16 protein-coding genes are annotated in these 21,902 nt (G+C 68.6%); 5 read left to right on the top strand and 11 right to left on the bottom strand.

Annotated elements, in window-relative coordinates; all coding sequences use genetic code 11:
* Window positions 1-126: 126 nt before the first annotated feature.
* The 3 genes from KM933_RS06280 to KM933_RS06270 all read left to right on the top strand — a co-directional run bounded on the left by KM933_RS06280 (window position 127) and on the right by KM933_RS06270 (window position 3,252).
* Window positions 127-1,200, top strand: coding sequence for a ParA family protein (locus tag KM933_RS06280; RefSeq protein ID WP_221349016.1), 1,074 nt, complete (start codon window positions 127-129; stop codon window positions 1,198-1,200).
* Window positions 1,197-2,309, top strand: coding sequence for a ParB/RepB/Spo0J family partition protein (locus tag KM933_RS06275; protein ID WP_221348950.1), 1,113 nt, complete (start codon window positions 1,197-1,199; stop codon window positions 2,307-2,309). The genes KM933_RS06280 and KM933_RS06275 overlap by 4 nt, the downstream gene beginning before the upstream one ends.
* Before the next feature lie 325 nt (window positions 2,310-2,634).
* Window positions 2,635-3,252 carry a GNAT family N-acetyltransferase gene (locus KM933_RS06270; RefSeq protein WP_221348948.1) on the top strand — a complete coding sequence of 206 codons (618 nt, stop codon included), beginning with the start codon at window positions 2,635-2,637 and terminating at the stop codon, window positions 3,250-3,252.
* Window positions 3,253-3,372: 120 nt separating this feature from the next.
* Here the strand turns inward: KM933_RS06270 and trxA are convergent, their stop codons facing one another.
* The 7 genes from trxA to KM933_RS06235 form a co-directional block, all read right to left on the bottom strand.
* Window positions 3,373-3,705: a thioredoxin gene (trxA, locus tag KM933_RS06265; protein WP_221348946.1), complete on the bottom strand. Its 333-nt coding sequence runs from the start codon at window positions 3,703-3,705 to the stop codon at window positions 3,373-3,375.
* 43 nt (window positions 3,706-3,748) lie between these two features.
* Window positions 3,749-4,717: a thioredoxin-disulfide reductase gene (gene trxB / locus KM933_RS06260; protein ID WP_221348944.1), complete on the bottom strand. Its 969-nt coding sequence runs from the start codon at window positions 4,715-4,717 to the stop codon at window positions 3,749-3,751.
* A gap of 193 nt (window positions 4,718-4,910) precedes the next feature.
* The gene (locus KM933_RS06255; RefSeq protein WP_260333148.1) at window positions 4,911-5,783 is read right to left on the bottom strand and encodes an anti-sigma factor family protein; all 873 of its coding nucleotides are present in this window, start codon (window positions 5,781-5,783) and stop codon (window positions 4,911-4,913) included.
* 5 nt (window positions 5,784-5,788) lie between these two features.
* Window positions 5,789-6,499, bottom strand: a complete 711-nt coding sequence (sigM, locus tag KM933_RS06250; RefSeq protein ID WP_221348940.1) for an RNA polymerase sigma factor SigM — start codon at window positions 6,497-6,499, stop codon at window positions 5,789-5,791.
* A gap of 25 nt (window positions 6,500-6,524) precedes the next feature.
* Window positions 6,525-8,252: a protein kinase family protein gene (locus tag KM933_RS06245; RefSeq protein ID WP_221348938.1), complete on the bottom strand. Its 1,728-nt coding sequence runs from the start codon at window positions 8,250-8,252 to the stop codon at window positions 6,525-6,527.
* 118 nt (window positions 8,253-8,370) lie between these two features.
* On the bottom strand, window positions 8,371-10,629 hold the full coding sequence (murJ, locus tag KM933_RS06240) for a murein biosynthesis integral membrane protein MurJ (protein ID WP_221348936.1): 2,259 nt from the start codon (window positions 10,627-10,629) through the stop codon (window positions 8,371-8,373).
* Window positions 10,630-10,675: 46 nt separating this feature from the next.
* Window positions 10,676-13,084 carry a DUF6049 family protein gene (locus KM933_RS06235; RefSeq protein ID WP_221348934.1) on the bottom strand — a complete coding sequence of 803 codons (2,409 nt, stop codon included), beginning with the start codon at window positions 13,082-13,084 and terminating at the stop codon, window positions 10,676-10,678.
* A 232-nt stretch (window positions 13,085-13,316) separates the two neighbouring features.
* On the opposite strand from KM933_RS06235, the gene KM933_RS06230 reads away from it, so the two are divergent.
* A complete protein-coding gene (locus KM933_RS06230; protein WP_221348932.1) occupies window positions 13,317-14,783 on the top strand; it encodes a CCA tRNA nucleotidyltransferase in 1,467 nt (488 codons plus the stop codon).
* Between the two features lie 127 nt (window positions 14,784-14,910).
* On the opposite strand, the gene KM933_RS06225 is transcribed toward KM933_RS06230, so the two are convergent.
* The 4 genes from KM933_RS06225 to KM933_RS06210 form a co-directional block, all read right to left on the bottom strand.
* Window positions 14,911-15,402, bottom strand: a complete 492-nt coding sequence (locus KM933_RS06225) for an LppU/SCO3897 family protein (RefSeq protein WP_221348930.1) — start codon at window positions 15,400-15,402, stop codon at window positions 14,911-14,913.
* Window positions 15,403-15,517: 115 nt separating this feature from the next.
* Window positions 15,518-16,783 (bottom strand): MFS transporter, encoded by a 1,266-nt coding sequence (locus KM933_RS06220; protein ID WP_221348928.1) that lies wholly within the window; start codon window positions 16,781-16,783, stop codon window positions 15,518-15,520.
* A gap of 79 nt (window positions 16,784-16,862) precedes the next feature.
* Window positions 16,863-17,945, bottom strand: a complete 1,083-nt coding sequence (locus KM933_RS06215; protein WP_221348926.1) for an inositol-3-phosphate synthase — start codon at window positions 17,943-17,945, stop codon at window positions 16,863-16,865.
* Between the two features lie 44 nt (window positions 17,946-17,989).
* The gene (locus KM933_RS06210) at window positions 17,990-18,673 is read right to left on the bottom strand and encodes a PadR family transcriptional regulator (protein ID WP_221348924.1); all 684 of its coding nucleotides are present in this window, start codon (window positions 18,671-18,673) and stop codon (window positions 17,990-17,992) included.
* A gap of 374 nt (window positions 18,674-19,047) precedes the next feature.
* On the opposite strand from KM933_RS06210, the gene KM933_RS06205 reads away from it, so the two are divergent.
* Complete coding sequence (locus tag KM933_RS06205; RefSeq protein WP_221348923.1) at window positions 19,048-21,771, top strand: transglycosylase domain-containing protein; 2,724 nt, start codon at window positions 19,048-19,050, stop codon at window positions 21,769-21,771.
* Window positions 21,772-21,902: the final 131 nt, after the last annotated feature.

The raw sequence follows: 21,902 nt of genomic DNA, 5'->3' as shown, positions 1-21,902 counted from the left end.
ATGAGATCCATCAGTAAAAGTCCCTCTCCGGACGTCAGAGTGTCCTCCGGAGAGGGCACGGAGTTGTCCACAGAGGTGGGTTTCTCCACAGAAGCACGGGCCTCGCTGGTTCATGACCCCGAAGACATGGGAGGCTCTGTTCATTGCGAGCCTGAAGTCGAGGAGAGTGAATCCTTGCGGTCCGACGCCAACATCGCGGGACCGATGACCGATCCGGTCCCCGGTCCCCGAACCGAATCGATGGGGAACGATGTTTCACGTGAAACACCGCCCCCGATGGACGACACTCCCATTGGTCGTGCTGCCCAACTTGCCGTGGAAGCTCTGGGTCGAGCCGGCGAAGGCCTGCCACGGCCCGAGCAGACCCGCGTGATGGTGGTCGCCAACCAGAAGGGCGGGGTCGGTAAGACCACGACCACGGTCAACCTTGCTGCCTCACTCGCGCTGCACGGCGGTCGGGTCCTGGTGATCGACCTCGACCCCCAGGGCAATGCCTCCACCGCGCTGGGCATCGACCATCATGCCGAGGTTCCCTCCATCTACGACGTGCTGATCGACAGCAGGCCACTCTCCGAGGTCGTTCAGCCGGTTCCCGATGTCGAGGGCCTCTTCTGCGCACCCGCCACCATCGATCTCGCCGGTGCGGAGATCGAGCTGGTGTCCCTGGTGGCACGTGAGAGCCGGCTGGAACGGGCCATCCAGGCGTACGAGCAGCCGCTGGACTACATCCTCATCGACTGCCCGCCCTCCCTGGGACTGCTGACGGTCAACGCGCTCGTCGCGGGCGCCGAGGTCCTCATCCCGATCCAGTGCGAGTACTACGCCCTGGAGGGCCTGGGGCAGCTACTGCGCAACGTCGACCTCGTACGGGGGCACCTCAACCCCAACCTGCACGTGTCCACGATCCTGCTCACCATGTACGACGGCAGGACGCGACTCGCCTCTCAGGTCGCCGAGGAAGTACGCAGCCACTTCGGTGAGGAGGTACTACGGACGAGCATTCCGCGCTCGGTCCGTATCTCCGAAGCCCCCAGCTACGGGCAGACGGTGCTGACCTACGACCCGGGGTCCAGTGGTGCGCTCTCGTACCTGGAAGCGGCACGGGAGATTGCGTTGCGCGGAGTCGGCGTGGCCTACGATGCGCAGCAAGCCCACATGGGCACACACAATGAACAGAGCATGGTGGAGGGGATCCAGTGAGTGAGCGACGGAGGGGGTTGGGCCGTGGTCTCGGCGCACTGATTCCTGCCGCCCCGACAGGGGAGAAGACAGTGCCGTCGGCGACGGGCGGAGCGTCCATGACGCCGGGAGCCGTACCGTTGCTCACCGCGGAGCGCGGGGTGGCGGCGAGCAAGGTGGCCTCACTTCCTTCGGCTCATGTTTCACGTGAAACAGAGGAGCCGTCGGTGAGCGTCTTCGGGGAGGCACCGACGGCGCCTGTGGGAGCACACTTCGCCGAGCTGCCCCTGGACTCCATCACGCCGAACCCGCGTCAGCCCCGAGAGGTGTTCGACGACGACGCTCTCGCGGAACTCGTTACCTCCATCAAGGAGGTCGGACTTCTCCAGCCGGTTGTCGTGCGCCAGGTGGGTCCGGCGCGCTATGAGTTGATCATGGGTGAGCGGCGCTGGAGGGCTTGCCGCGAAGCAGGACTCGAAGCCATCCCGGCGATCGTGCGCGCCACGGACGACGAGAAGCTTCTCCTGGACGCTCTTCTGGAGAACCTGCACCGGGCGCAACTGAACCCGTTGGAAGAGGCTGCCGCCTACGACCAGCTCCTCCAGGACTTCAACTGCACGCACGACCAGCTGGCGGACCGGATCGGCCGGTCACGCCCGCAGGTCTCCAACACCCTGCGTCTGCTGAAGCTCTCCCCCTCGGTTCAGCGTCGGGTTGCCGCCGGCGTTCTCTCCGCCGGCCACGCGCGGGCACTGCTCTCTGTCGCGGACTCCGAGGAGCAGGACCACCTCGCTCGCCGCATCGTGGCCGAAGGGCTTTCGGTGCGGGCCGTGGAGGAGATCGTCACGCTCATGGGTTCGCGGCCGCAGTCGGCCCCGCGATCCAAGGGGCCGCGGGCGGGTGCCCGGGTCTCCCCGGCGCTGAGCGATCTTGCGACTCGTCTCTCGGATCGCTTCGAGACCCGGGTGAAGGTCGACCTCGGTCAGAAGAAGGGCAAGATCACCGTCGAGTTCGCCTCCATGGAGGATCTGGAGCGGATCCTGGGTTCGCTCGCACCTGGCGAGGGGCCGGTTCTGCAGAACAGTCTGCTGGGTGACAAGGACGACGAATCCGAGGAGACCGAGTCCTGAGCCCTGACCGGGTGGCCGCTTCCGACCGGCTGACCAGCAGAGCGGGCTGTGTCCGGTGTGTACCGGAACACGGCTCGCTCTTTGCTTTCTGGCGGTATCGATGGAATCGCTTCGTGGATACGATGCGTTCGGGTAAGGCGCATTCACCTGGCAGTACCTTCTCTGGGGAGGCGGAAGCCATGCGGACGGTGAGCCGCACCGGACTGGTGAGTGTGGGCCTGGGTATAGGGGCAGTCGGTGGGTTCGTCGGCAGCCTGCTCAGGGAACGGAGCGCTCTGACAGCCGCCCGCGATGCCGCGGGCGAAGGAAGCGAGGAACTGCCTTCATGGGGCGCCGGCTCGTACCGCTCACGCTGGACAACCTTCAGGACCTTCCCGAGCGCTGCCGCGCCTGTGTCTTCTGGGAACTGGACCCAGTCAGCGGCCAGGCCGCGGTAAAGGCGGGCACCCCCGATCTGGAGAAAGAGGCGTGGATCTCCGCCGTTCTGCTGGAGTGGGGATCCTGCGGCCGGGTCGTCTATGTGGACGACGTACCAGTGGGTTTCGTGCTGTACGCACCGCCCGCCTATGTACCGCGTTCGACGGCATTTCCCACGAGCCCGGTCTCGCCCGACGCCATCCAGCTGATGACGGCCTTCATCCTGCCGGACTTCCAGGGGCAGGGACTCGGACGCGTCATGGTCCAGACGGTTGCCAAGGATCTGCTGCGGCGGGGCTTCAAGGCCATCGAAGCCTTCGGGGACGCCCGGTGGAAGGAGTCGGCCTGTGTGCTGCCCGCTGACCACCTGCTGGCTGTGGGCTTCAAGACCGTCCGGCCGCATCCGACCTACCCGCGGCTGCGGCTGGAGCTGCGGACGACGCTTTCCTGGAAGGAAGACGTGGAGCTGGCGCTCGACCGGCTGCTGGGAGCAGTACAGAAGGAACCGGCGCTGCGTCCGTTGTAGGACTGCCGGCTCCGCTTCACCTTCGGACATGCGGATGGGCCAGCCCGAGCGGGCTGGCCCATCCGTGTTTCACGTGAAACATCGTCGCCTTCACGGACGACGGCTTGCGGTACTGCTCGACTACTCGGCGATGAAGTCCTCAAGGTCGCGCACGAGCGCGGCCTTCGGCTTGGCACCCACGATGGTCTTGGCCACCTCGCCACCCTGGTAGACGTTCAGGGTCGGGATGGACATGACGCCGTACTTGGCGGCCGTACCCGGGTTTTCGTCGATGTTGAGCTTGACGATCTCGATCTTGTCACCGTATTCGGCGGCGATCGCCTCGAGGGACGGTGCGATCTGGCGGCACGGACCACACCAGGTGGCCCAGAAGTCCACCAGTACGGGCTTGTCGCTCTTGAGGACGTCCTGCTCGAAAGAATCGTCGGTCACATGCTTCAGGGTGCCGGCCACGGCGAGCTCCTTAACTGGTTGGTGCGGTGAGGCGGATGGGGGTTCAGACGGTGGTCTTCTCGGGCTCCGCCACTTCGCCGTCCGCGAGAGCGGCGAGGAAGCGCTCGGCGTCGAGAGCGGCGGAGCAGCCGGTGCCGGCCGCGGTGATCGCCTGGCGGTAGGTGTGGTCGACGACGTCGCCGGCGCCGAAGACACCTGTCAGGTTCGTTCGGGTCGAGGGCGCCTCGACCTTGAGGTAGCCCTCCTCGTCCAGGTCCAGCTGGCCCTTGAAGAGCTCCGTGCGCGGGTCGTGGCCGATCGCGATGAACAGGCCGGTGACGGGCAGCTCGGACGTCTCGCCGGTCTTCAGGTTGCGCAGGGTCAGACCGGACAGCTTCTGGTCACCCTGGATCTCGGCCACCTCGCTGTCCCAGACGAACTTGATCTTCGGGTCGGCGAAGGCGCGCTCCTGCATCGCCTTGGAGGCCCGCAGCGTGTCGCGTCGGTGGACGATGGTCACGGACTTGGCGAACCGGGAGAGGAAAGTGGCCTCCTCCATGGCGGTGTCACCGCCGCCGATCACGGCGATGTCCTGGTCCTTGAAGAAGAAGCCGTCACAGGTCGCGCACCAGGAGACGCCGCGTCCGGAAAGGACGTCCTCCTTGGGCAGACCCAGCTTGCGGTGCTGCGAGCCGGTGGTGACGATGACGGCCTTCGCCCGGTGCACGGTCCCCGCAGTGTCCGTGACGGTCTTGACCTCACCGCTGAGGTCGACCGAGACGATGTCGTCCGGGATCAGCTCCGCACCGAAGCGCTCAGCCTGGGCCCGCATGTTGTCCATGAGCTCGGGGCCCATGATGCCGTCCTGGAAGCCGGGGAAGTTCTCCACCTCAGTCGTGTTCATGAGAGCACCACCTGCGGTGACGGCGCCCTCGAACACCAGCGGCTTCAGCGAGGCGCGCGCGGTGTACAGCGCCGCCGTATAACCGGCGGGCCCGGAGCCGATGATGATCACGTTACGAACGTCGCTCACGGCTTGATTCCTCGTCTCTGGGGACTGCTACATACGACCGGGGGAGCCTCTCTCAGAACCCTCACCCCACCCAACGGATCCTAAGGGGCGCGCATTCCCGCTGTGTCCGGGCACACGGAGGCGAGTCATCGCAAGGGGTACCGCGGCCGGTGCGAGGTATGCCGAAGGCGGTCGGCGACGGATCCGGGAGCGCTCAGTTCCGTGGGTAGGAGTGCTTCAGCAGGACCTTGCCGGCGGAGACGGAGGGCTTGTCCACACAGGCGGAGTCGACGACGTAGGCGGTGACCCGATCGGTGTCGGTGAGAGCGGGCAGCACCACGAGATACGCGTCCTTGCCGTTGTAGGAGCCTTCCTTGAAGGCGATCGGTGGCGTCTCCTGGCCGATCCCCCGCCTGACGCAGGCGGGCACGGAGTCCGTGGGCAGGTTGAAAATGCCCGGACTTTCCATGGACTCGGTACCCCTGGGGCGGGAGCTTCGAGGACTGCTCTCCTTCTTCTTCTCCGCCTGGGCGAGGAGACCCGCGACCTGGACCTCCAGCTTCTCGCCGGCGAAAGTGTTCGCGGGACCGCTCTGCCTCGCAGGCGGCGATGCGGGGTCCTTGTCCGAGCTGCCGCTTCCCATGGACTGGACGATCAGACCACCGAGACCCAAGGCAGCGGCCGTGAACACGGCGCCCAGTGTGACCGTCCTGCGGCGCCCGCGTCGCGGGCGGTTCGGGCGGCCCGGTCCGGTGGCGCCACGGGAGCGCCCGGTGGGACGGTCCGCCGCGGTCGATGTTTCACGTGAAACATGCCCGCTGCCGCGCTGATGCCTGTCGAGGGAAAGACCATCCGCTTCGGCGGAGAGAGCGGCGTCGACGCGATCGGCGACGTCATCGGGCATGCGGAGCGGGCCCGGCAGCGTACCGAGCAGATCGCGGATCTCTTCCAGCGACTCGTACACGTCGGCACAGAGCGAGCAGTCGTCCAGGTGGCGCCGTATGTCCATCGACCGGGACGGGGGGAGCAGACCTTCGGTGAGGTCGGAGATCTCCGTGACGTCCGGGTGCCCGGCCGTGTCGGTCATCGATGTCACGCTCGCCCACCTCCGCCCTTCACAGCAGTTGCATCGCTCGGTCCGTCGTGTGGTCCCGCTGCGGGTGGGACGGATGTCCCCTGCGTACGGTTCCTTTCCCCGCTCGACTTCTTGCCCGCTCTGTCATTTCCACCGTCCGTGCGCAAATGGGTGAGCAGGGGAAGGAGTCTGGCTCTGCCACGGGCACAGCGGCTCTTGACCGTGCCGACCGGCACATCGAGCAGGCCGGCGGCCTCCGCCACGGGGTAGCCCTGCATGTCCACCAGTACGAGTGCGGCCCGCTGGTCCGCGGGCAGGGTGGCCAGCGCCCTCAGCAGCTCACGGTGCAGATCGTTGCGCTCGGCCGGGGCGGCGGCGGACTCGTGCGGCTCCAGCAACTGATCGAGCCGTTCGGCGTCGTCCACAGGGGACGTCTTCCTGGAGGCCGCCTTGCGGGCACGGTCCAGGCAGGCGTTCACCGTGATCCGGTGCAGCCAGGTCGTGACGGCCGACTGGCCACGGAAGGTGTGGGCGGCCCGATAGGCGGAGACGAGAGCGTCCTGGACGGCGTCGGCGGCTTCCTCGCGGTCGCCCAGAGTCCGCAGGGCCACCGCCCAGAGCCGGTCGCGGTGGCGTCGTACGAGCTCGCCGAAGGCATCGGGGTCCCCCCTGACATGACGGGTGAGGAGGTCCTGGTCGCTCACTTCGCTGTAGGCGCCGTCCGCCATCGGACCCCTCCTCCTCGGTGACCGCTCAGCCGGTGAACTTCACGTTGGTGATCGCCTGCTTGTGACCGGCGTCGCTGAACTGGTCGCCGGGTGCGTACGGCAGCGCAGTGAACCATACGAGCACGTACCGGGTCTTCACTTTCTTGTCGGCCTTCACCATGGCGGTGGTGCCGTTCGTCGTCAGGGTTCCGAGCTTCTGCATGGAGCTCAGTGCCGTCGAGGAATTCAGCGAGTCCGTCGCGTACAGGGTGACCGTCGTGTGGTCCCCGGCGAAGCCGAGTCCTATCGAGGCGGTCGTGATCCTCTGTTCCGAACCGAGGTCGTAGACGATGCCGACCCCGGGCTTGAAGGAGGGGTCCATCACCGGACCGTCCACGAAGCTCTTGCTCCGCCAGTACGTCGAGCCGTCGCCGTCATAGGTCTTGGCGACGTCTTCCGGTGCCTGGGCCGAGCCCTTCGCGACATACTCCGCGGCACCCGCGATGCTGAGCGTCCTGGCCGGCCTCGTCCCGATGCCGTTCTTGTCGTTCTCGTCCGTCGTCCGGGTGTTGCCCGTCTCGTCGGGCTTCTCGTGCTCCATGAGCGCGTCCGCGAGCTGCCAGCTGCCGAGACCCAGTGCGGCGATGAGCAGAGCGGACACGGCCCACTTGAGGGCTTTGCCGGTACGGGTCTGCAGCGGGGGCGGCGGCGCCGCCATCACCTGGGTACCGCCCGGGTGCGGCGACGGGCGGCCGTAGCTGCCCTGCTGGTACGTCGTGCGCTGGTACTCGGGCAGTGCGGTGAACGTCGGCTCGGGCGGCCTGATGCGCGGCATCTCGCCGACCGCCTTCACCAGTTCCTCCGGAGTGGTGCACGGAGATTCCTGCCGGGACGCGGTCGCGCCGTCGTTGACGAGTGCGCGCATCGCGAGTTCCGACAGACCGCGGTGCACACCTGCCCGTACCTGGTCCGGCGGGATGAGCCCGACGTCCTTGGGCAGCCCCGAGAGCCCGTAAGCGTCGTCCTCGTAGGGCCAGCGCTGGGTGAGCGCGGCGTACAGCAGCGCGCCGATCGCCTCCGTGTCCGTGCGCTGAGGGGTGTCCGAAGTGACGCCGCGCAGCGCGGCGTTCACGGCGAGACCCCGGATGCGCCACTGCCCGGACGAGGTGCGCAGCACGGCGCCCGGGGTCAGCTTCAGATGGGCCAGCCCTTCGCGATGCGCGGCGGCCATCGCCTGCGCGACCTGGCAGACCAGCTGGTACGCCTCGTGCACCTCCAGCGGTCCGGAGGCCAGAAGCGTCGTCAACTCCGTGGCGTCCGGCAGCCATTCGTGCACCACGTAGACGAGGTCGTTCTCCTCGACCGCGTCCAGGACCTGGACGAACCGGGGATCACCGAGCAGGGCGGACGAACGGGCGGCCGCCAGGACGGAACGCGCTCGCGGGTGATCGGCGGGCAGCAGGTGCACACCGACGGCACGACGGAGTTTCTCGTCCACCGCACGCCAGCTGCTGAAGCCGTCCAGACGGGTGACGCACTCCTCCAGGCGGTAGCGCCTGGCGAGCTTGTGACCGCTGTGCAGTTCGGGCGGTGAAGTCCTGCCGGGGCTCTTGTGCCCGGCGCTCCCCTGTCCCTCTTCGCTCTTCGAGCTGTCCGTGTCCCGCTCCCGGTTCTGGGCCACCCCGTCGGCCGTGGACTGGTCCGCCTTCGCGGTCAGCGGTTCGTCACCGCTGGTGTCTGCCACGTCGACGGCAGCCGTGCTCCGTTCCGCCACCGTCGCTCCTGCCTCCCCATCCATTGCGCCCTGTCCGACGCCAAAGCCAATTGTGCCCACAGTCCGTCCCTCTGCACGACACGTGGTCGCGGACGATGGTTGTGCGCCTGTCCCGCTGTCAACGCCCAAGGCGCCCGCGGACCATGCCGACCATTCCGTTCAGTTCCTCGATGCGCATCCGCCGCGCCGCGACGAAGAAGACACCGAGCAGTACGACGCCACCGCCGAGCAGGGCGGCCGACGAGCCGACGACACCCTGTCCCAGCGTGTCGCTGATTCCGTAGCAGGCCGCGCCGGCGAGCAGCGCGGCCGGTACCGCCGCGATCGCGAGCCGTGCGTACGTGCGCAGGACGCGACCGCCGTCCAGGTCGCCGCCCAGCCGCCGGCTCAGCCGGCTCCACGCGACCCCGACCCCGATGGCGTAGGCGAGACCGTACGAGGCGGCCATGCCCGCGACCGCCCAGCGCGGGGGGAGCAGGAGGAAGCAGAGCGCGGAGGCACCGGCGTTGACGACGGCCACGATGACCGTGTTGTAGAAGGGGGTGCGGGTGTCTTCGTACGCGTAGAAGGCACGCAGCACGACGTACTGCACGGAGTACGGGATCAGGCCCAGGCCGAAGGCCATCAGCATGTAGCCCATGTTCGTCGCCTCGCTGATCCCGGAGGCGCCGAACATCAGCGTGCACATCGGGACGCCGAGGGCGACGAAGCCGAAGGAGATCGGCACGATCGCGACGGCCGTCGTGCGCAGGCCCTGGCTGATGTCGTCCCGGACGGCTCCGCTGTCGCCCTCGTGGGCCGAGCGCGCGAGCCGCGGCAGCAGGGCGGCCATCAGGGAGACCGTGATGATGGCCTGCGGCAGACCCCAGATGAGCTGCGCGTTGGCGTAGGCGGCGAAGCCGACGCCACCGACCGGCGAGTCCTTGGTCGCCGCGGTGGACAGCTGGCTCACGACGATCGCGCCCGCCTGGTTGGCGAGCACGAAGAGCACGGTCCACTTGGCGAGCATCGCCGCCTTGCCGAGTCCGTGGCCCTTCCAGTCGAAGCGCAGCCGCAGCCGGAAGCCGGTCTCACGGAGGTACGGGATCATCGCGAGGGCCTGGACGACGAGGCCGAGCAGGACGCCGATGCCGAGCAGCCGCTCGCCCTCCGGCGGGATGGTCGACACCTTCATGCCGGAGCTGCTCGCGGTGCCGTAGACGAAGATGAACAGCCCCAGCGTCACGATGATGACGATGTTGTTGAGGACCGGGGTCCACATCATCGCGCCGAACTTGCCGCGCGCGTTGAGGATCTGGCCCATCACCACGTGGATGCCCATGAAGAAGATCGTGGGCAGGAAGTAGCGGGCGAAGGTGACGCCCACGTCACTGGCCGCCGCGTCGCTCGCGACAGGCGCCGACAGCGCGTGGACCAGCAGGGGCGCGGCGAACACCGCCAGGGCGGTGAGGGCGCCGAGGACCACGACGACGAGGGTCAGCAGCCGGTTGGCGTAGGCCTCGCCGCCGTCCTCGTCCTCCTTCATGGCCCGTACCAGCTGCGGTACGAAGACGGAGTTGAGGCCGCCGCCGACGGTCAGGATGTAGATCATCGTCGGCAGCTGGTACGCGACCTGGAAGGTGTCGCCGAGGAGGCTGACGCCCAGGGCCGCGACGATCAGCGCGGAGCGGATGAAGCCGGTGAGACGGGAGACCATGGTCCCGGCCGCCATCACCGCACTCGACTTCAGCAGGCTCGACGCACGGCCCCCGGACTTTTTCGCCGGAGCCGGAGCCGGAGCCACAGCAGGGCTGGAAGCGGACGCAGGTGCGGGCGCGTGCGCCGCAGGGCCCGCGGCGGCCGGAGCCGGTCCCGCCGCCGGGGAGGGCATGACGGGCGGCCCGGCCGGCGGACGGACGCCGCCCTGCTGCTGGTCGCGGAAGAGATGGGCGAAGGCGTCCGGCTCGTGGCGCTGCTCGCCGGCCCCGGTCATCAGGTCGTCCACCCCCACGAACTGCGTCGTCCGGGGGTCGTCCCCGTACGGCAGGTACTGGGTGGGAGCCTCCGGCTCGGGCGCCGGCGTCTGCGCCCACACCCGGGGGTCGGGCGCGTACGGAGACTGCGGCGGCTGGCCGTAGAGCGGCTGCTGCGGCTGGTACGAGCCGGGCGGCGGCGGGGGATGCGCGGCACGGTCGTAGAGGGCCTCGGTGACGGGATCCTGCGCGGACAGGTCCTGCGCCCGGTAGGGATCCTGGGCGTAGGCGTCCTGGAAGTACCCCTCGGCCGCGGGCTGCTGCTGGGGCACCTCGCCCGGACCCGGCGGGCCCTGCGGCGGGTCGTCGGGGTAGCCGGAGCCCCCCGCGCCCTGACCGCGGTCACCGTCGTACGGCGCGTTCATGGTTACCCCACCTCATCGTCCCCGGGCCCACCGGCCACGACATCGCTCAACGGTCCACTCTCTCACCCGTGCCGGACGGGTCGGCGATTTGCGGTGCGGTGTCCGGTGAAGGTCCACTCGGCTGCTCCGGGCCGTGCGCGTTCGTTCCGGCGACGGGCGCCTTCTCACGACCGTCCTCCGCGCCGTCGGCGGGAGCGTGCTCCGCCCCGTCGTCCGCGGGAGCGTTCTCCGCTTCCTGCGCGGCCTGCCGGGCGGCCTCCCGCTTGCGCTGTGTGTACATCCGGAAGCCGGCGAGCACGAGCAGCAGGACACCGCCGGCGATGACCAGCATCACCGTGGCGGTGATCTCGGTCACCCGCACGTCGAAGGTGACCGGGGTCCCGTACGCCCTGCCGTCCTGGGTGTACAGCTGGGCGATGACCCCGACCCGGCCGTTGACATGGGCGTTGGTGGTGAACTTCACCGACTCGCTGTGCCCGCCCGACACCGCGACCGGTTGCTCCTGGAAGGCGCCGTCCCCGATGCTGAGACGGCTCGGCTGGGAGGACGTCAGACGCAGCACCAGGTGGTCGACACCCTGGACGAGGTTGTTCTGCACGGTGACCGGGATCGTGGCGCTGCGGCCCGAGAGCTTCGCCTCCGACTTGTCGATCAGCCCGACGCTCCCGGTGAGTCTGACGAGGTACTGGTCCACCCCGTCGCGGTAGGCCGCCGCCTCGACGTCCCGGCCGCGCCAGGAGGTCGACATCGACCGGTCCATGGCCCGGCCGAAGGGCGTGACCACGCGGGACTTGTCCGCGAGGATCACCTGGAAGCTGTCGAGCTTGCTCTGTGTGCCCTCGATCTTCACGAAGGCCGACTTCGGCAGCTCCTGCTTGCTCAGCGAGGGGGGGTACACGGACGCGGGCGGGACCCGGGTGGTGGCGCCGGCGTCCGGTTCGGCCTTGGTGGCCGCGGAGAGCTCGGCGGGCTGCGACCAGTTTCCGTCCTGCAGCTCCGTCAGCGCCTGCGCCATCGTCTGGGCCTGGCTGGCGGTCGGCATGCGCTGTGGGGCGACCACGATGCTGCGCTGCTTGTCCGGAGCCTGACGGGTGAGCATCAGGCTCTGGGCGAGGAACCTCTGCACCGCGAGGGTGGAGTTGCCGCCCACCGTCATGTCGCCCTGGAACGCCGTCGACAGCCGGGCGTCCGCGACCACCGCGGTGATGCCGCCGCCGATCGGCCGGGCCGCCGAGGGCGTGTACGGCAGAGCGCCGGTCTCCTTGAGGCTGTCGCTGCGGGTGAGCACGGTGTCGGCGCCGGCCGAGGTCGCGACCTTGACGATCGACGGATCGATCGCGCCGTTCACCGGCCACGCGTAGTCCGTGCTGGGGGTCACATGGAGGATCGACTCCACGGCGATGGCCGCCACGGCGGTGGCGTCCTTGAGATGGCTCAGCGACCCGGTGACGGACGTGCCCTTGTGGGCCAGGGACGCCAGGTCCGGGTCGGCGAAGGGAAGGGCGACGACCTCCTCGCCCTCGACCGCCTTCTCCAGTTCGCCGAGCCACTGCTTGGCCACTGCCTGGTGCGTGCCGGCGGTGGTCGTCCTGGTGGAGCCGTCCACCTGGACGCGGTAGCTGCGTGTCATCGCGTCGACGGAGGCCAGCAGGTCCGGGTCGACGACCCAGGTGATGTCGAGGTCCTTGCCGAGGCTGAGGAGCTGCTGCAGACGGCCGCCGGGGGACAGCTCGGCGGCCAGGGCCGCGTCGTCCGCGAAGACCGGGGTCTGCTGCTCGTTCGATCCCGTCTCGGCCATCATGGTCGAGGTCGAGATCAGCGGCCAGAGGTATGTCGTCCTGCTCTTCGTGTCCGCGGGCTCCGGCTGCCACGGCAGGAAGGTCCGCTCGATACCGAGGATCTGGTCGTACGGCGCGGCGGCGGTCCGGCCGGTGAGCGTGACACCGAGCTGGTAGACGCCGTCGGAACCGAGGTCCAGTTCGTCGACGGGTACGGAGATGCTGAACGTCCGGGGCACGCCCGGCGCCAGCCTCGCGAACTTCGCCACGTACTTGCCGCCGACCTCCGTGCCCGCGTACGGGTTGCTCTTCGCCGCGTCGTCGATCGCCGAGCGGCCGGCCAGCGTCGGGCCCACCCGCAGACCGACGTGCGCGCCGGTGACCGCCCGCTTGCCCTCGTTGACGATCCGGCCCGAGACGGTGAGCGTGTCACCCCCGGAGGGGACGCGGGGGCTCAGCGTGTCCAGGAAGACGTCGACCGTACGGGAGCCGCTGACCTCGGCAGCCGCACTCGGCTCCGAGACGAACGAGGTGTGCGAGGCGTACGAGGACGCAGAAGCGGGCAACTGGAGGACACCGGCCAGCAGGGGCGCCCCGGCGAGCAGTGCTCCCGTGCGCCGCAGCCACCGGCGGGCAGGTGAGGGACTGGTCCCCTGGAAGTCTGCCGCCTCGGCCACGCGTTCGCCCGTCCCTCGTCGTCAGTGGTCGTCGGAGTGTGCGTCCACGCATGGTAACGATGCGCGCCGAGGGGAAGTGCCGCGGTCCGCTCCACAAGATCGGGGAAGGCCGGGGCGGTGTCCCTCTATGTGAGCGTATCTGCGGCGGTGTCCCCACACGGAGCGGGCGGTGCGCCTGTGCACGTTTGATGTAGGCGCTTGCGGGCGCCGGGGCCACGTACCCTTTTGCGTTGTGTCGAACGCCAACGAAGACAGTCCCAGTGCCCTGAACCAGGTGCAGAGCCGCGCGGTGAGCGAGCTGCTGCGGGTGTCGCCTGTCGCCGACGAACTCGCCCGTCGTTTCCAGGAGGCCGGGTTCTCCCTCGCTCTCGTCGGCGGCTCGGTCCGGGACGCCCTGCTCGGCCGGCTCGGCAACGACCTGGACTTCACGACCGACGCCCGCCCCGAGGACGTACTGAAGATCATGCGGCCCTGGGCGGACGCCCTGTGGGAGGTCGGTATCGCCTTCGGCACGGTGGGAGCACAGAAGGACGCCCGCGTCGGAGACGTCGAGCAGAGCTTCCAGATCGAGGTGACGACGTACCGCTCGGAGGCGTACGACCGGACCTCCCGCAAGCCCGAGGTGTCCTACGGCGACTCCATCGAGGAAGACCTGGTACGCCGCGACTTCACCGTGAACGCGATGGCCGTGGCGCTTCCGGAGAAGGAGTTCATCGATCCGCACGGCGGGCTCGACGACCTCGCCGCCCGGGTCCTGCGGACCCCGGGCACCCCTGAGGCGTCCTTCTCCGACGACCCGCTGCGGATGATGCGGGCCGCGCGCTTCGGGGCGCAGCTCGACTTCGAGGTGGCGCCGGACGTCGTCGCCGCGATGAAGGCCATGGCCGGCCGCATCGAGATCGTCTCGGCCGAGCGTGTGCGTGACGAGCTGAACAAGCTGATCCTCTCCGCGTACCCGCGCAAGGGGCTGACGCTGCTCGTGGACTCGGGACTCGCCGACCGCGTACTGCCCGAGCTGCCCGCGCTGCGGCTGGAGCGGGACGAGCACCACCGCCACAAGGACGTGTACGACCACACACTGATCGTCCTGGAGCAGGCGATGGCGCTGGAGGAGGACGGCCCGGACCTCACCCTGCGGCTGGCGGCGCTGCTGCACGACATCGGCAAGCCGCGGACACGGCGGTTCGAGGACGACGGGCGGGTCTCCTTCCACCACCACGAGGTGGTGGGCGCCAAGATGACCAAGAAGCGGATGACCGCGCTCAAGTACTCCAACGAGCTGGTGAAGGACGTCTCACGCCTGGTCGAGCTGCACCTGCGCTTCCACGGGTACGGCACCGGGGAGTGGACGGACTCGGCGGTCCGCCGCTACGTCCGTGACGCGGGTCCGCTCCTGGACCGTCTGCACAAGCTGACCCGCTCCGACTGCACGACACGGAACAAGCGCAAGGCCACCGCCCTCTCCCGTGCGTACGACGGTCTGGAGGAACGTGTGGCCCAGCTCCAGGAGCAGGAGGAGCTGGACGCGATCCGGCCGGACCTGGACGGCAACCAGATCATGCAGATCCTGGACATCGGGCCCGGACCGGCCATCGGCCAGGCCTACAAGTTCCTGCTGGAGCTGCGCCTGGAGAACGGTCCGATGGGGCATGAGGCGGCCGTGTCCGCGCTCAAGGAGTGGTGGGCGCAACAGAACTGAGAGATCGCGGCGGGGCCATGTTTCACGTGAAACATGGCCCCGCCGCAGGAGCCGCGTACGCGCAGGAGCCGCATACGTATGGGGGCCGTTGTTTCACGTGAAACAACGGCCCCCACGCTGTGCGCGCTTACTTGGAGGAGTACTCCGACAGGCAGAGGGTGAAGTCGCTGCCGCCACCGGTCTCGGTGTACTCGGCGTACTTCGTGCGGTCGCAGCCGGAGTCGTTGCTCTTCTTCTGCTCGACCTTGTACGCCGCCTTGGAGTTGCCGCAGTCCACGACCTCCAGCTCCGGGTCGGTGGTGCTGTTCGGGTTGCCGATGCTCATGCAGTCGCCGACCTTGGCGCTCTGGGCGTCGTCACGGCTTGCCAGCCAGCCGCCGGCGGCGACTATGAGGGCCACGACGGGGATCGCGAAGCGCAGGTACTTCTTGAGGTTGCGCTTCGGCGGCTGGGGTGGGACCGGGGCGTACGGTGCGTTCGGCTGCTGTCCGTAAGGGTTTCCCTGTGGCGGCTGCTGTCCGTAGGGGTTGCCCTGGGCCGGCTGCTGTCCGTACGGGTTGCCCTGGGCCGGCTGGCCCTGAGCGAACGGATTCTGGCCCTGGGGCGGCGGAGTGGTCACTTAGGGGTCCCCCTCGAACGTAAGAGCGCGTGGCGCGAAATAAGACGCACGTAAGCTATCGGGCCCCACTGACAAGTCTGTAGTCCGGAGAGGCTCTGTGGCCTTGATGTGACACTTACTGGCGCTCAAAACGTGCCATAGCGGTGACAACCACACCGTAGACAACCGTCACCGTGACCACGAGCGCCACGGAGCGGCCGTCCGGAGGCAGCATCAGTGCGGCCACCGCCGCGGCGCCGACGAAGGCGACGTTGAACAGGACGTCGTAGACCGCGAAGATTCGGCCACGGAAGCCGTCGTCGACGGACGACTGGACCACGGTGTCCGTGGCGATCTTCGCCCCCTGGGTGGTCAGGCCGAGGACGAAGGCCGCGATCAGTACGGGGACCTGGGCGAACGTGAGGCCCAGCGCCGGTGTCAGTACCGTGGCGCAGCCGGCGCAGGCGATGATCCAGCCTCCTGGCCCGAACCGGTGCGCTCCCGCCGGGGTCAGCACGGCCGCGCCGAAGAACCCCGCCCCGGAGACCGCCACGGCCAGACCGAGCAGGGCGAGCCCGCCGTCGTCGGGGCCGGACGACCAGGCGTACCGGCAGAGCATCAGCACCATGACGGTCAGTGCGCCGTAGCAGAAGCGCATCAGTGTCATCGCGGCCAGCGCCCAGGCGGCCTCCCGGCGCGCGGGCCCGGCGAGGTGCCGGACGCCCGAGGCCAGACCGCGTGCGGTGCCGAGCACGGCCGCACCCAGCCGGGGCTGCGCCCGCCGCCGGTCGGGTCCCAGCAGATCCGGGGCCAGGCGCAGCGAGGCCAGCGCGGAGCACACGTACAGGCCCGCGCCCACGAGGACGACCAGCGCGTCGGAGTCGGAGCCGGCCAGGCGCACGACGAAGGCGAGACCGCCGCCGAGGGTCGCGGCGAGCGTGCCGGCCGTGGGCGACAGGGAGTTGGCCGTCACCAGGCGCTCGGCGTCGACGACCCGGGGCAGGGCGGCGGACAGGCCCGCCAGTACGAACCTGTTGACGGCGGTCACGCACAGGGCGGACGCGTAGAAGAGCCAGTCGGGCACGTCGCTCAGGATCAGGACGGCCGTCAGGGATGCGAGCAGCGCCCGCAGCAGATTTCCGTACAGGAAGACCTGCCGGCGTCTCCAGCGGTCCAGGAGGACGCCCGCGAAGGGGCCGACGAGGGAGTACGGGAGGAGCAGGACCGCCATCGCGGAGGCGATGGCGGCCGCCGATGCCTGTTTCTCCGGCGAGAAGACGACGTAGGCCGCGAGCGCGACCTGGTACACCCCGTCGGCGCCCTGCGACAGCAGCCGTACGGCGAGCAGCCGCCGGAAGTTCTGGAAGCGCAGGAGTACGCGCAGGTCACCCACGACAGCCATGGGGCACAGCGTCGCACAGGCGAAAGGCCCCCGGAGCAGCGCCCCGGGGACCCTCAACCGCCGTGCGGTGGGACGGGTGTCAGCGCTCGACCTCGCCCTTGATGAACTTCTCGACGTTGGCGAATGCCTCGTCGTCGAAGTACTGGACCGGCGGGGACTTCATGAAGTAGCTCGACGCGGAGAGGATCGGACCGCCGATGCCGCGGTCCTTGGCGATCTTCGCCGCGCGCAGGGCGTCGATGATGACACCCGCGGAGTTCGGGGAGTCCCAGACCTCGAGCTTGTACTCCAGGTTCAGCGGGACGTCACCGAAGGCGCGGCCCTCCAGGCGGACGTACGCCCACTTGCGGTCGTCGAGCCAGGCCACGTAGTCCGAGGGACCGATGTGGACGTTCTTCGCGCCCATGTCGCGGTCGGGGATCTGCGAGGTGACGGCCTGCGTCTTCGAGATCTTCTTGGACTCCAGGCGGTCGCGCTCCAGCATGTTCTTGAAGTCCATGTTGCCGCCGACGTTGAGCTGCATGGTGCGCTCGAGACGGACACCGCGGTCCTCGAACAGCTTCGCCATCACGCGGTGCGTGATGGTGGCGCCGACCTGCGACTTGATGTCGTCGCCGACGATCGGGACGCCCGCCTCGGTGAACTTGTCCGCCCACTCCTTGGTACCGGCGATGAAGACCGGGAGGGCGTTGACGAAGGCGACCTTGGCGTCGATGGCGCACTGGGCGTAGAACTTCGCCGCGTCCTCGGAACCGACGGGCAGGTAGCAGACGAGGACGTCGACCCGCTGGTCCTTGAGGACCTGGACGACGTCGACCGGGGCCTCGTCCGACTCCTCGATGGTCTCGCGGTAGTACTTGCCGAGCCCGTCATGGGTGTGGCCGCGCTGAACCGTGACGCCCTTGTTCGGGACGTCGCAGATCTTGATGGTGTTGTTCTCGCTGGCGCCGATGGCGTCCGAGAGGTCGAGGCCGACCTTCTTCGCGTCGACGTCGAAGGCGGCGACGAACTCGACGTCACCGACGTGGTAGTCGCCGAACCGGACATGCATCAGACCCGGCACCTTGGACGCCGGGTCGGCGTCCTTGTAGTACTCGACGCCCTGGACCAGCGAGGCGGCGCAGTTGCCCACGCCGACGATGGCTACGCGAACCGAACCCATTCCGGTTGCTCCCTGTGTGTACTCGGTGAAGTCCTGAGCGGACTTCACGTGGCAGTGTCGTCGGACGGATCCGGCCCGGGGGTGCCCCCGGGCCGGGGCAGGCCGCCCGACTCCCCAGATGTGTTGTCCTGCTGAGCGGAGCCGTCGGGTCCGGGACGCCGATGGTCCCGTCCCGCCCGCTCGCTCTCGATGAGCTCGTTCAGCCAGCGCACTTCGCGCTCCACGGACTCCATTCCGTGGCGCTGGAGCTCAAGCGTGTAGTCGTCGAGGCGCTCCCGGGTGCGCGCCAGTGAGGCGCGCATCTTCTCCAGGCGCTCCTCGAGCCGGCTGCGGCGGCCTTCGAGGACCCGCATCCGTACATCCCGTGACGTCTGGCCGAAGAAGGCGAACCGGGCGGCGAAGTGCTCGTCCTCGTACGCGTCGGGACCCGTCTGCGAGAGCAGGTCCTCGAAGTGCTCCTTACCTTCGGCCGTCAACCGATAGACGATCTTGGCGCGACGCCCGGAGAGCGACGCGGTGAGGGCGTCCTCGGGGGTGCTCCCCGGTTCCTCGATCAACCAGCCGTTGGCGACCAGCGTCTTGAGGCAGGGATAGAGCGTCCCGTAGCTGAACGCACGGAACACACCCAGTGACGTGTTGAGGCGTTTGCGCAGCTCATAGCCGTGCATCGGGGACTCGCGGAGAAGTCCGAGGACGGCGAACTCAAGGATTCCGGAACGCCGGCTCATCGTCGCCTCCTCTCTGTCGCGGTCCTGCCGTGACGGTCTTTATGCCACGCTGATGTATCGACTCGATACATCAGCACGATAGATCGGTACGTCTTCTGCGACAAGAGGGGGGACGGTGAACGGCGTCACATCACCGATTCGTAGGATGCAAGTTGCCTGTTTTGGGGTGAACTTCGGCCCTAGGCGGGTTTTGACGGTGCGTAGTCTGTGCGCCATGCAAACCACCGGGAACCGAGTGACGCCCGGGGACGTCCCTGTCCTCGGTGCGGTACGGATGAATGCAAAAACGACCGCATCCGTACTTCGGGGGGACCGGAAACCAGCCGCTGTTTCCAGGCGCGCTCAGGTGCGCCTGCCCGAGGAGTAATCGTTCGATGAGCGAGCACCGTCGCAAACCGCCGCAGCCGCAGGGCGGCGGCCGTGCCGCGGGCCGACGCGGCCAGACAGGTTCGTCCTCCGGTCGCCGTGCGGCACCGCGGGGCGCAACCGAGTCTCCTTCCGACTCCTACGACTCGGGGGGGGAGGAGCGCCCGTTCGGCAGTCGCGCCGAGGCCCGGCGGGCGTCGCAGAGAGGCGGCGCCGGCGCAGGCCGGCGCAGAACGGCCGAGGGCGCGGGACAGGGCGGCCGACGGGGCGGTCCCGCCGGGCCCGGCCGCGGGCGCGGTGGCGTACCGCCGAAGAAGCGGATCGTCGACTACCCGCGCGCGGGCAGGGACGGAGCGGCCCGCTGGGTGCCGTCCTGGAGGCTCGTGACGGGACTGTTCGTCGGCTTCTTCGGCGGCATGATGGCGGTCGCGGGAGTCGCGTACGCCCTGGTGGGGCTCCCTGACGTCGCCAAGACGGCGCAGGCGCAGAACAACGTCTACTACTGGGCCGACGGCACGCAGATGGTCGCCACCGGTGGTGAGGTCAACCGGCAGATCATCGACTACTCGCGGATCCCCAAGGAGATGCGCTACGCCGTCATGTCGGCCGAGAACAAGACGTTCGAGACCGACCGGGGCGTCGACCCCATGGGCATCGGCCGGGCCCTGTTCAACATGGCCAAGGGCGGCGAGACCCAGGGCGGCTCCACGATCACCCAGCAGTACGTGAAGAACGCGATGCTGGAGGACCAGTCGCAGACGATCTCCCGCAAGTTCAAGGAGCTCTTCGTCTCGATCAAGGTCGGCGCCAAGGTCGAGAAGGAAGACATCATGGCCGGGTACCTGAACTCGGCCTACTACGGCCGCGGGGCCTACGGGATCCAGGCCGCCGCGCGCACGTACTTCAACGAGAACGCCAAGGACCTCGACCCGAGCCAGTGTGCCTTCCTGGCAGCGGTGCTCAAGGGAGCCACCTACTACGACCCGGCGGGCGCGGAGTCGATCGATCCGGCCGCCACCCCCGCGGCCAACCGCGAGCGCGCGGAGAAGCGGTGGAGCTGGATCCTCAGCGAGATGGTCAAGGACGGGCACCTGGAGCAGTCGGAGCGAGCCAGGTACACCGAGTTCCCCAAGCTCCAGAGCCCGCGCTCGAACGCCCAGCTGAGCGGTCAGATCGGCTACCTCGTCGATCTCGCCAAGGGGTACATCGTCAAGAACAGCGACAAGACCGGTATCACCGAGAAGCGGCTCCGTGAGGGCGGCTACGAGATCCACACGACCTTCGACAAGAAGAAGGTCCGGCAGCTCGAAGCAGCGGTCAAGAAGGTCCAGAAGGAGAACATCGACACGAAGGCCCGCCCGGACAAGGACACGCACGTCCAGTTCGGCGGGGCCTCGGTCGATCCGAAGAACGGCGCCATCAAGGCCATCTACGGCGGTGTGGACGCGACCGAGCACTTCACCAACAACGCCGACCAGACCGGCGCCCAGGTCGGTTCGACCTTCAAGCCGTTCGTCCTCGCGGCCGCCATGAAGTGGGGCATCCTCGATCCCGCCCAGGAGCCGACCCAGGCCCAGGACGAGCGGAAGCCGGTCTCCCCCAAGAGCATCTACAGCGGCAAGAACAAGCTGAAGATCGAGGAGTACGACGGGACCGTCTGGCAGGACAAGGACGGCAAGGAGTGGCTGCAGCGGAACGACGGCGACGAGTCGTACAACCCGCCCACCTTCCAGATCGACCTCCGCGAGGCGATGAGGATCTCCTCCAACTCCGCGTACGTGCAGCTCGGCATGGACGTGGGCCTCGACAAGGTCAGGGAGTCCGCCCTGGACGCGGGTGTCCTGGAGGACAGCCTGGCCAGCGCCAGCGTGCCGTCCTTCTCCATCGGCACCTCCGACCCGAGCGCGATCCGGATGGCCGGCTCGTACGCCACCTTCGCGGCGAGCGGCAAGCAGAACGACCCGTACTCGGTCGAGGAGATCACCGACAAGGACGGCACGGTCTTCCGGCACGAGAACGCGGCCAGGACGAAGCAGGCATTCACCGCGAAGGTCGCCGACAACGTCACCGACGTCCTCAAGACCGTCGTGGACGACGGCACCGGAACCGCGGCGAAGCTGGACGACCGGCCGGCGGCGGGCAAGACCGGTACGACCGACGGCAACAAGTCCGCCTGGTTCGTCGGGTACACCCCGCAGCTCTCGACCGCGATCTCCATGTACCGCCTGGACGACGACGAGTCCAACAAGAAGCGCGAGTTCCTGGAGATGTACGGGACCGGCGGCCAGGACGAGATCCACGGCGCCTCGTTCCCGGCCGAGATCTGGCACGACTACATGGAGCAGGCGCTCAAGGGCGCGAAGGTCATCCCGTTCCCGACGCCCGAGCCCATCGGCGAGGTCGTCAACGACATCCCGCTCCCGAGCGCGACCCCCACGCCCACCGAGACGCAGGAAGAGGAGGAGGAGAGCGAGTCGCCGAGCCCCACGCCGACGAAGACCACTCCGTCTCCCAGCCCTTCCACGAGTGAGACCTGCGGCAACTTCGACTTCGACTGCGAGGACACCGGCGGCACCGAGAACGGCGGGGCCGATGTCGGTGGTGCGGACGGAGGCGTGAGCTCCTCGCCCTCCAGTTCCGGCGAGGAGGAAGAGGAAGAGGGCGACAGCAGGGGCAGCGGCAACGGCAGCGGCAACGGCGGCAGCGGCTTCTTCCAGGGCGCCACGGGCTAGCCGCTCCCGGACCTCCTGGATCCGCCCATCGACGCGATGCGGCCGCCGACCGGAGTCGGCGGCCGCATCGCGTTCGTATGTGCCGTCCCGGCACGCGCCCGCCCCGGCGGATCCCGGGTCCCGTACGGCAG

The organism is Streptomyces beigongshangae, assembly GCF_019710745.1.
Classification (GTDB): Bacteria; Actinomycetota; Actinomycetes; order Streptomycetales; family Streptomycetaceae; genus Streptomyces; species Streptomyces beigongshangae.
This window is presented reverse-complemented; position numbering and strand designations above follow the sequence as displayed.

Excerpts from the sequence above, each read along its gene's own strand:
- KM933_RS06215 (WP_221348926.1), bottom strand. The coding sequence starts at position 17,945 with ATGGGTTCGGTTCGCGTAGCCATCGTCGGCGTGGGCAACTGCGCCGCC.
- sigM (WP_221348940.1), bottom strand. The coding sequence starts at position 6,499 with ATGGCGGACGGCGCCTACAGCGAAGTGAGCGACCAGGACCTCCTCACC.
- KM933_RS06255 (WP_260333148.1), bottom strand. The coding sequence starts at position 5,783 with ATGACCGACACGGCCGGGCACCCGGACGTCACGGAGATCTCCGACCTC.
- KM933_RS06280 (WP_221349016.1), top strand. The coding sequence starts at position 127 with ATGGGAGGCTCTGTTCATTGCGAGCCTGAAGTCGAGGAGAGTGAATCC.
- KM933_RS06220 (WP_221348928.1), bottom strand. The coding sequence starts at position 16,783 with ATGGCTGTCGTGGGTGACCTGCGCGTACTCCTGCGCTTCCAGAACTTC.
- KM933_RS06210 (WP_221348924.1), bottom strand. The coding sequence starts at position 18,673 with ATGAGCCGGCGTTCCGGAATCCTTGAGTTCGCCGTCCTCGGACTTCTC.
- murJ (WP_221348936.1), bottom strand. The coding sequence starts at position 10,629 with ATGAACGCGCCGTACGACGGTGACCGCGGTCAGGGCGCGGGGGGCTCC.
- KM933_RS06270 (WP_221348948.1), top strand. The coding sequence starts at position 2,635 with ATGGGGCGCCGGCTCGTACCGCTCACGCTGGACAACCTTCAGGACCTT.
- KM933_RS06205 (WP_221348923.1), top strand. The coding sequence starts at position 19,048 with ATGAGCGAGCACCGTCGCAAACCGCCGCAGCCGCAGGGCGGCGGCCGT.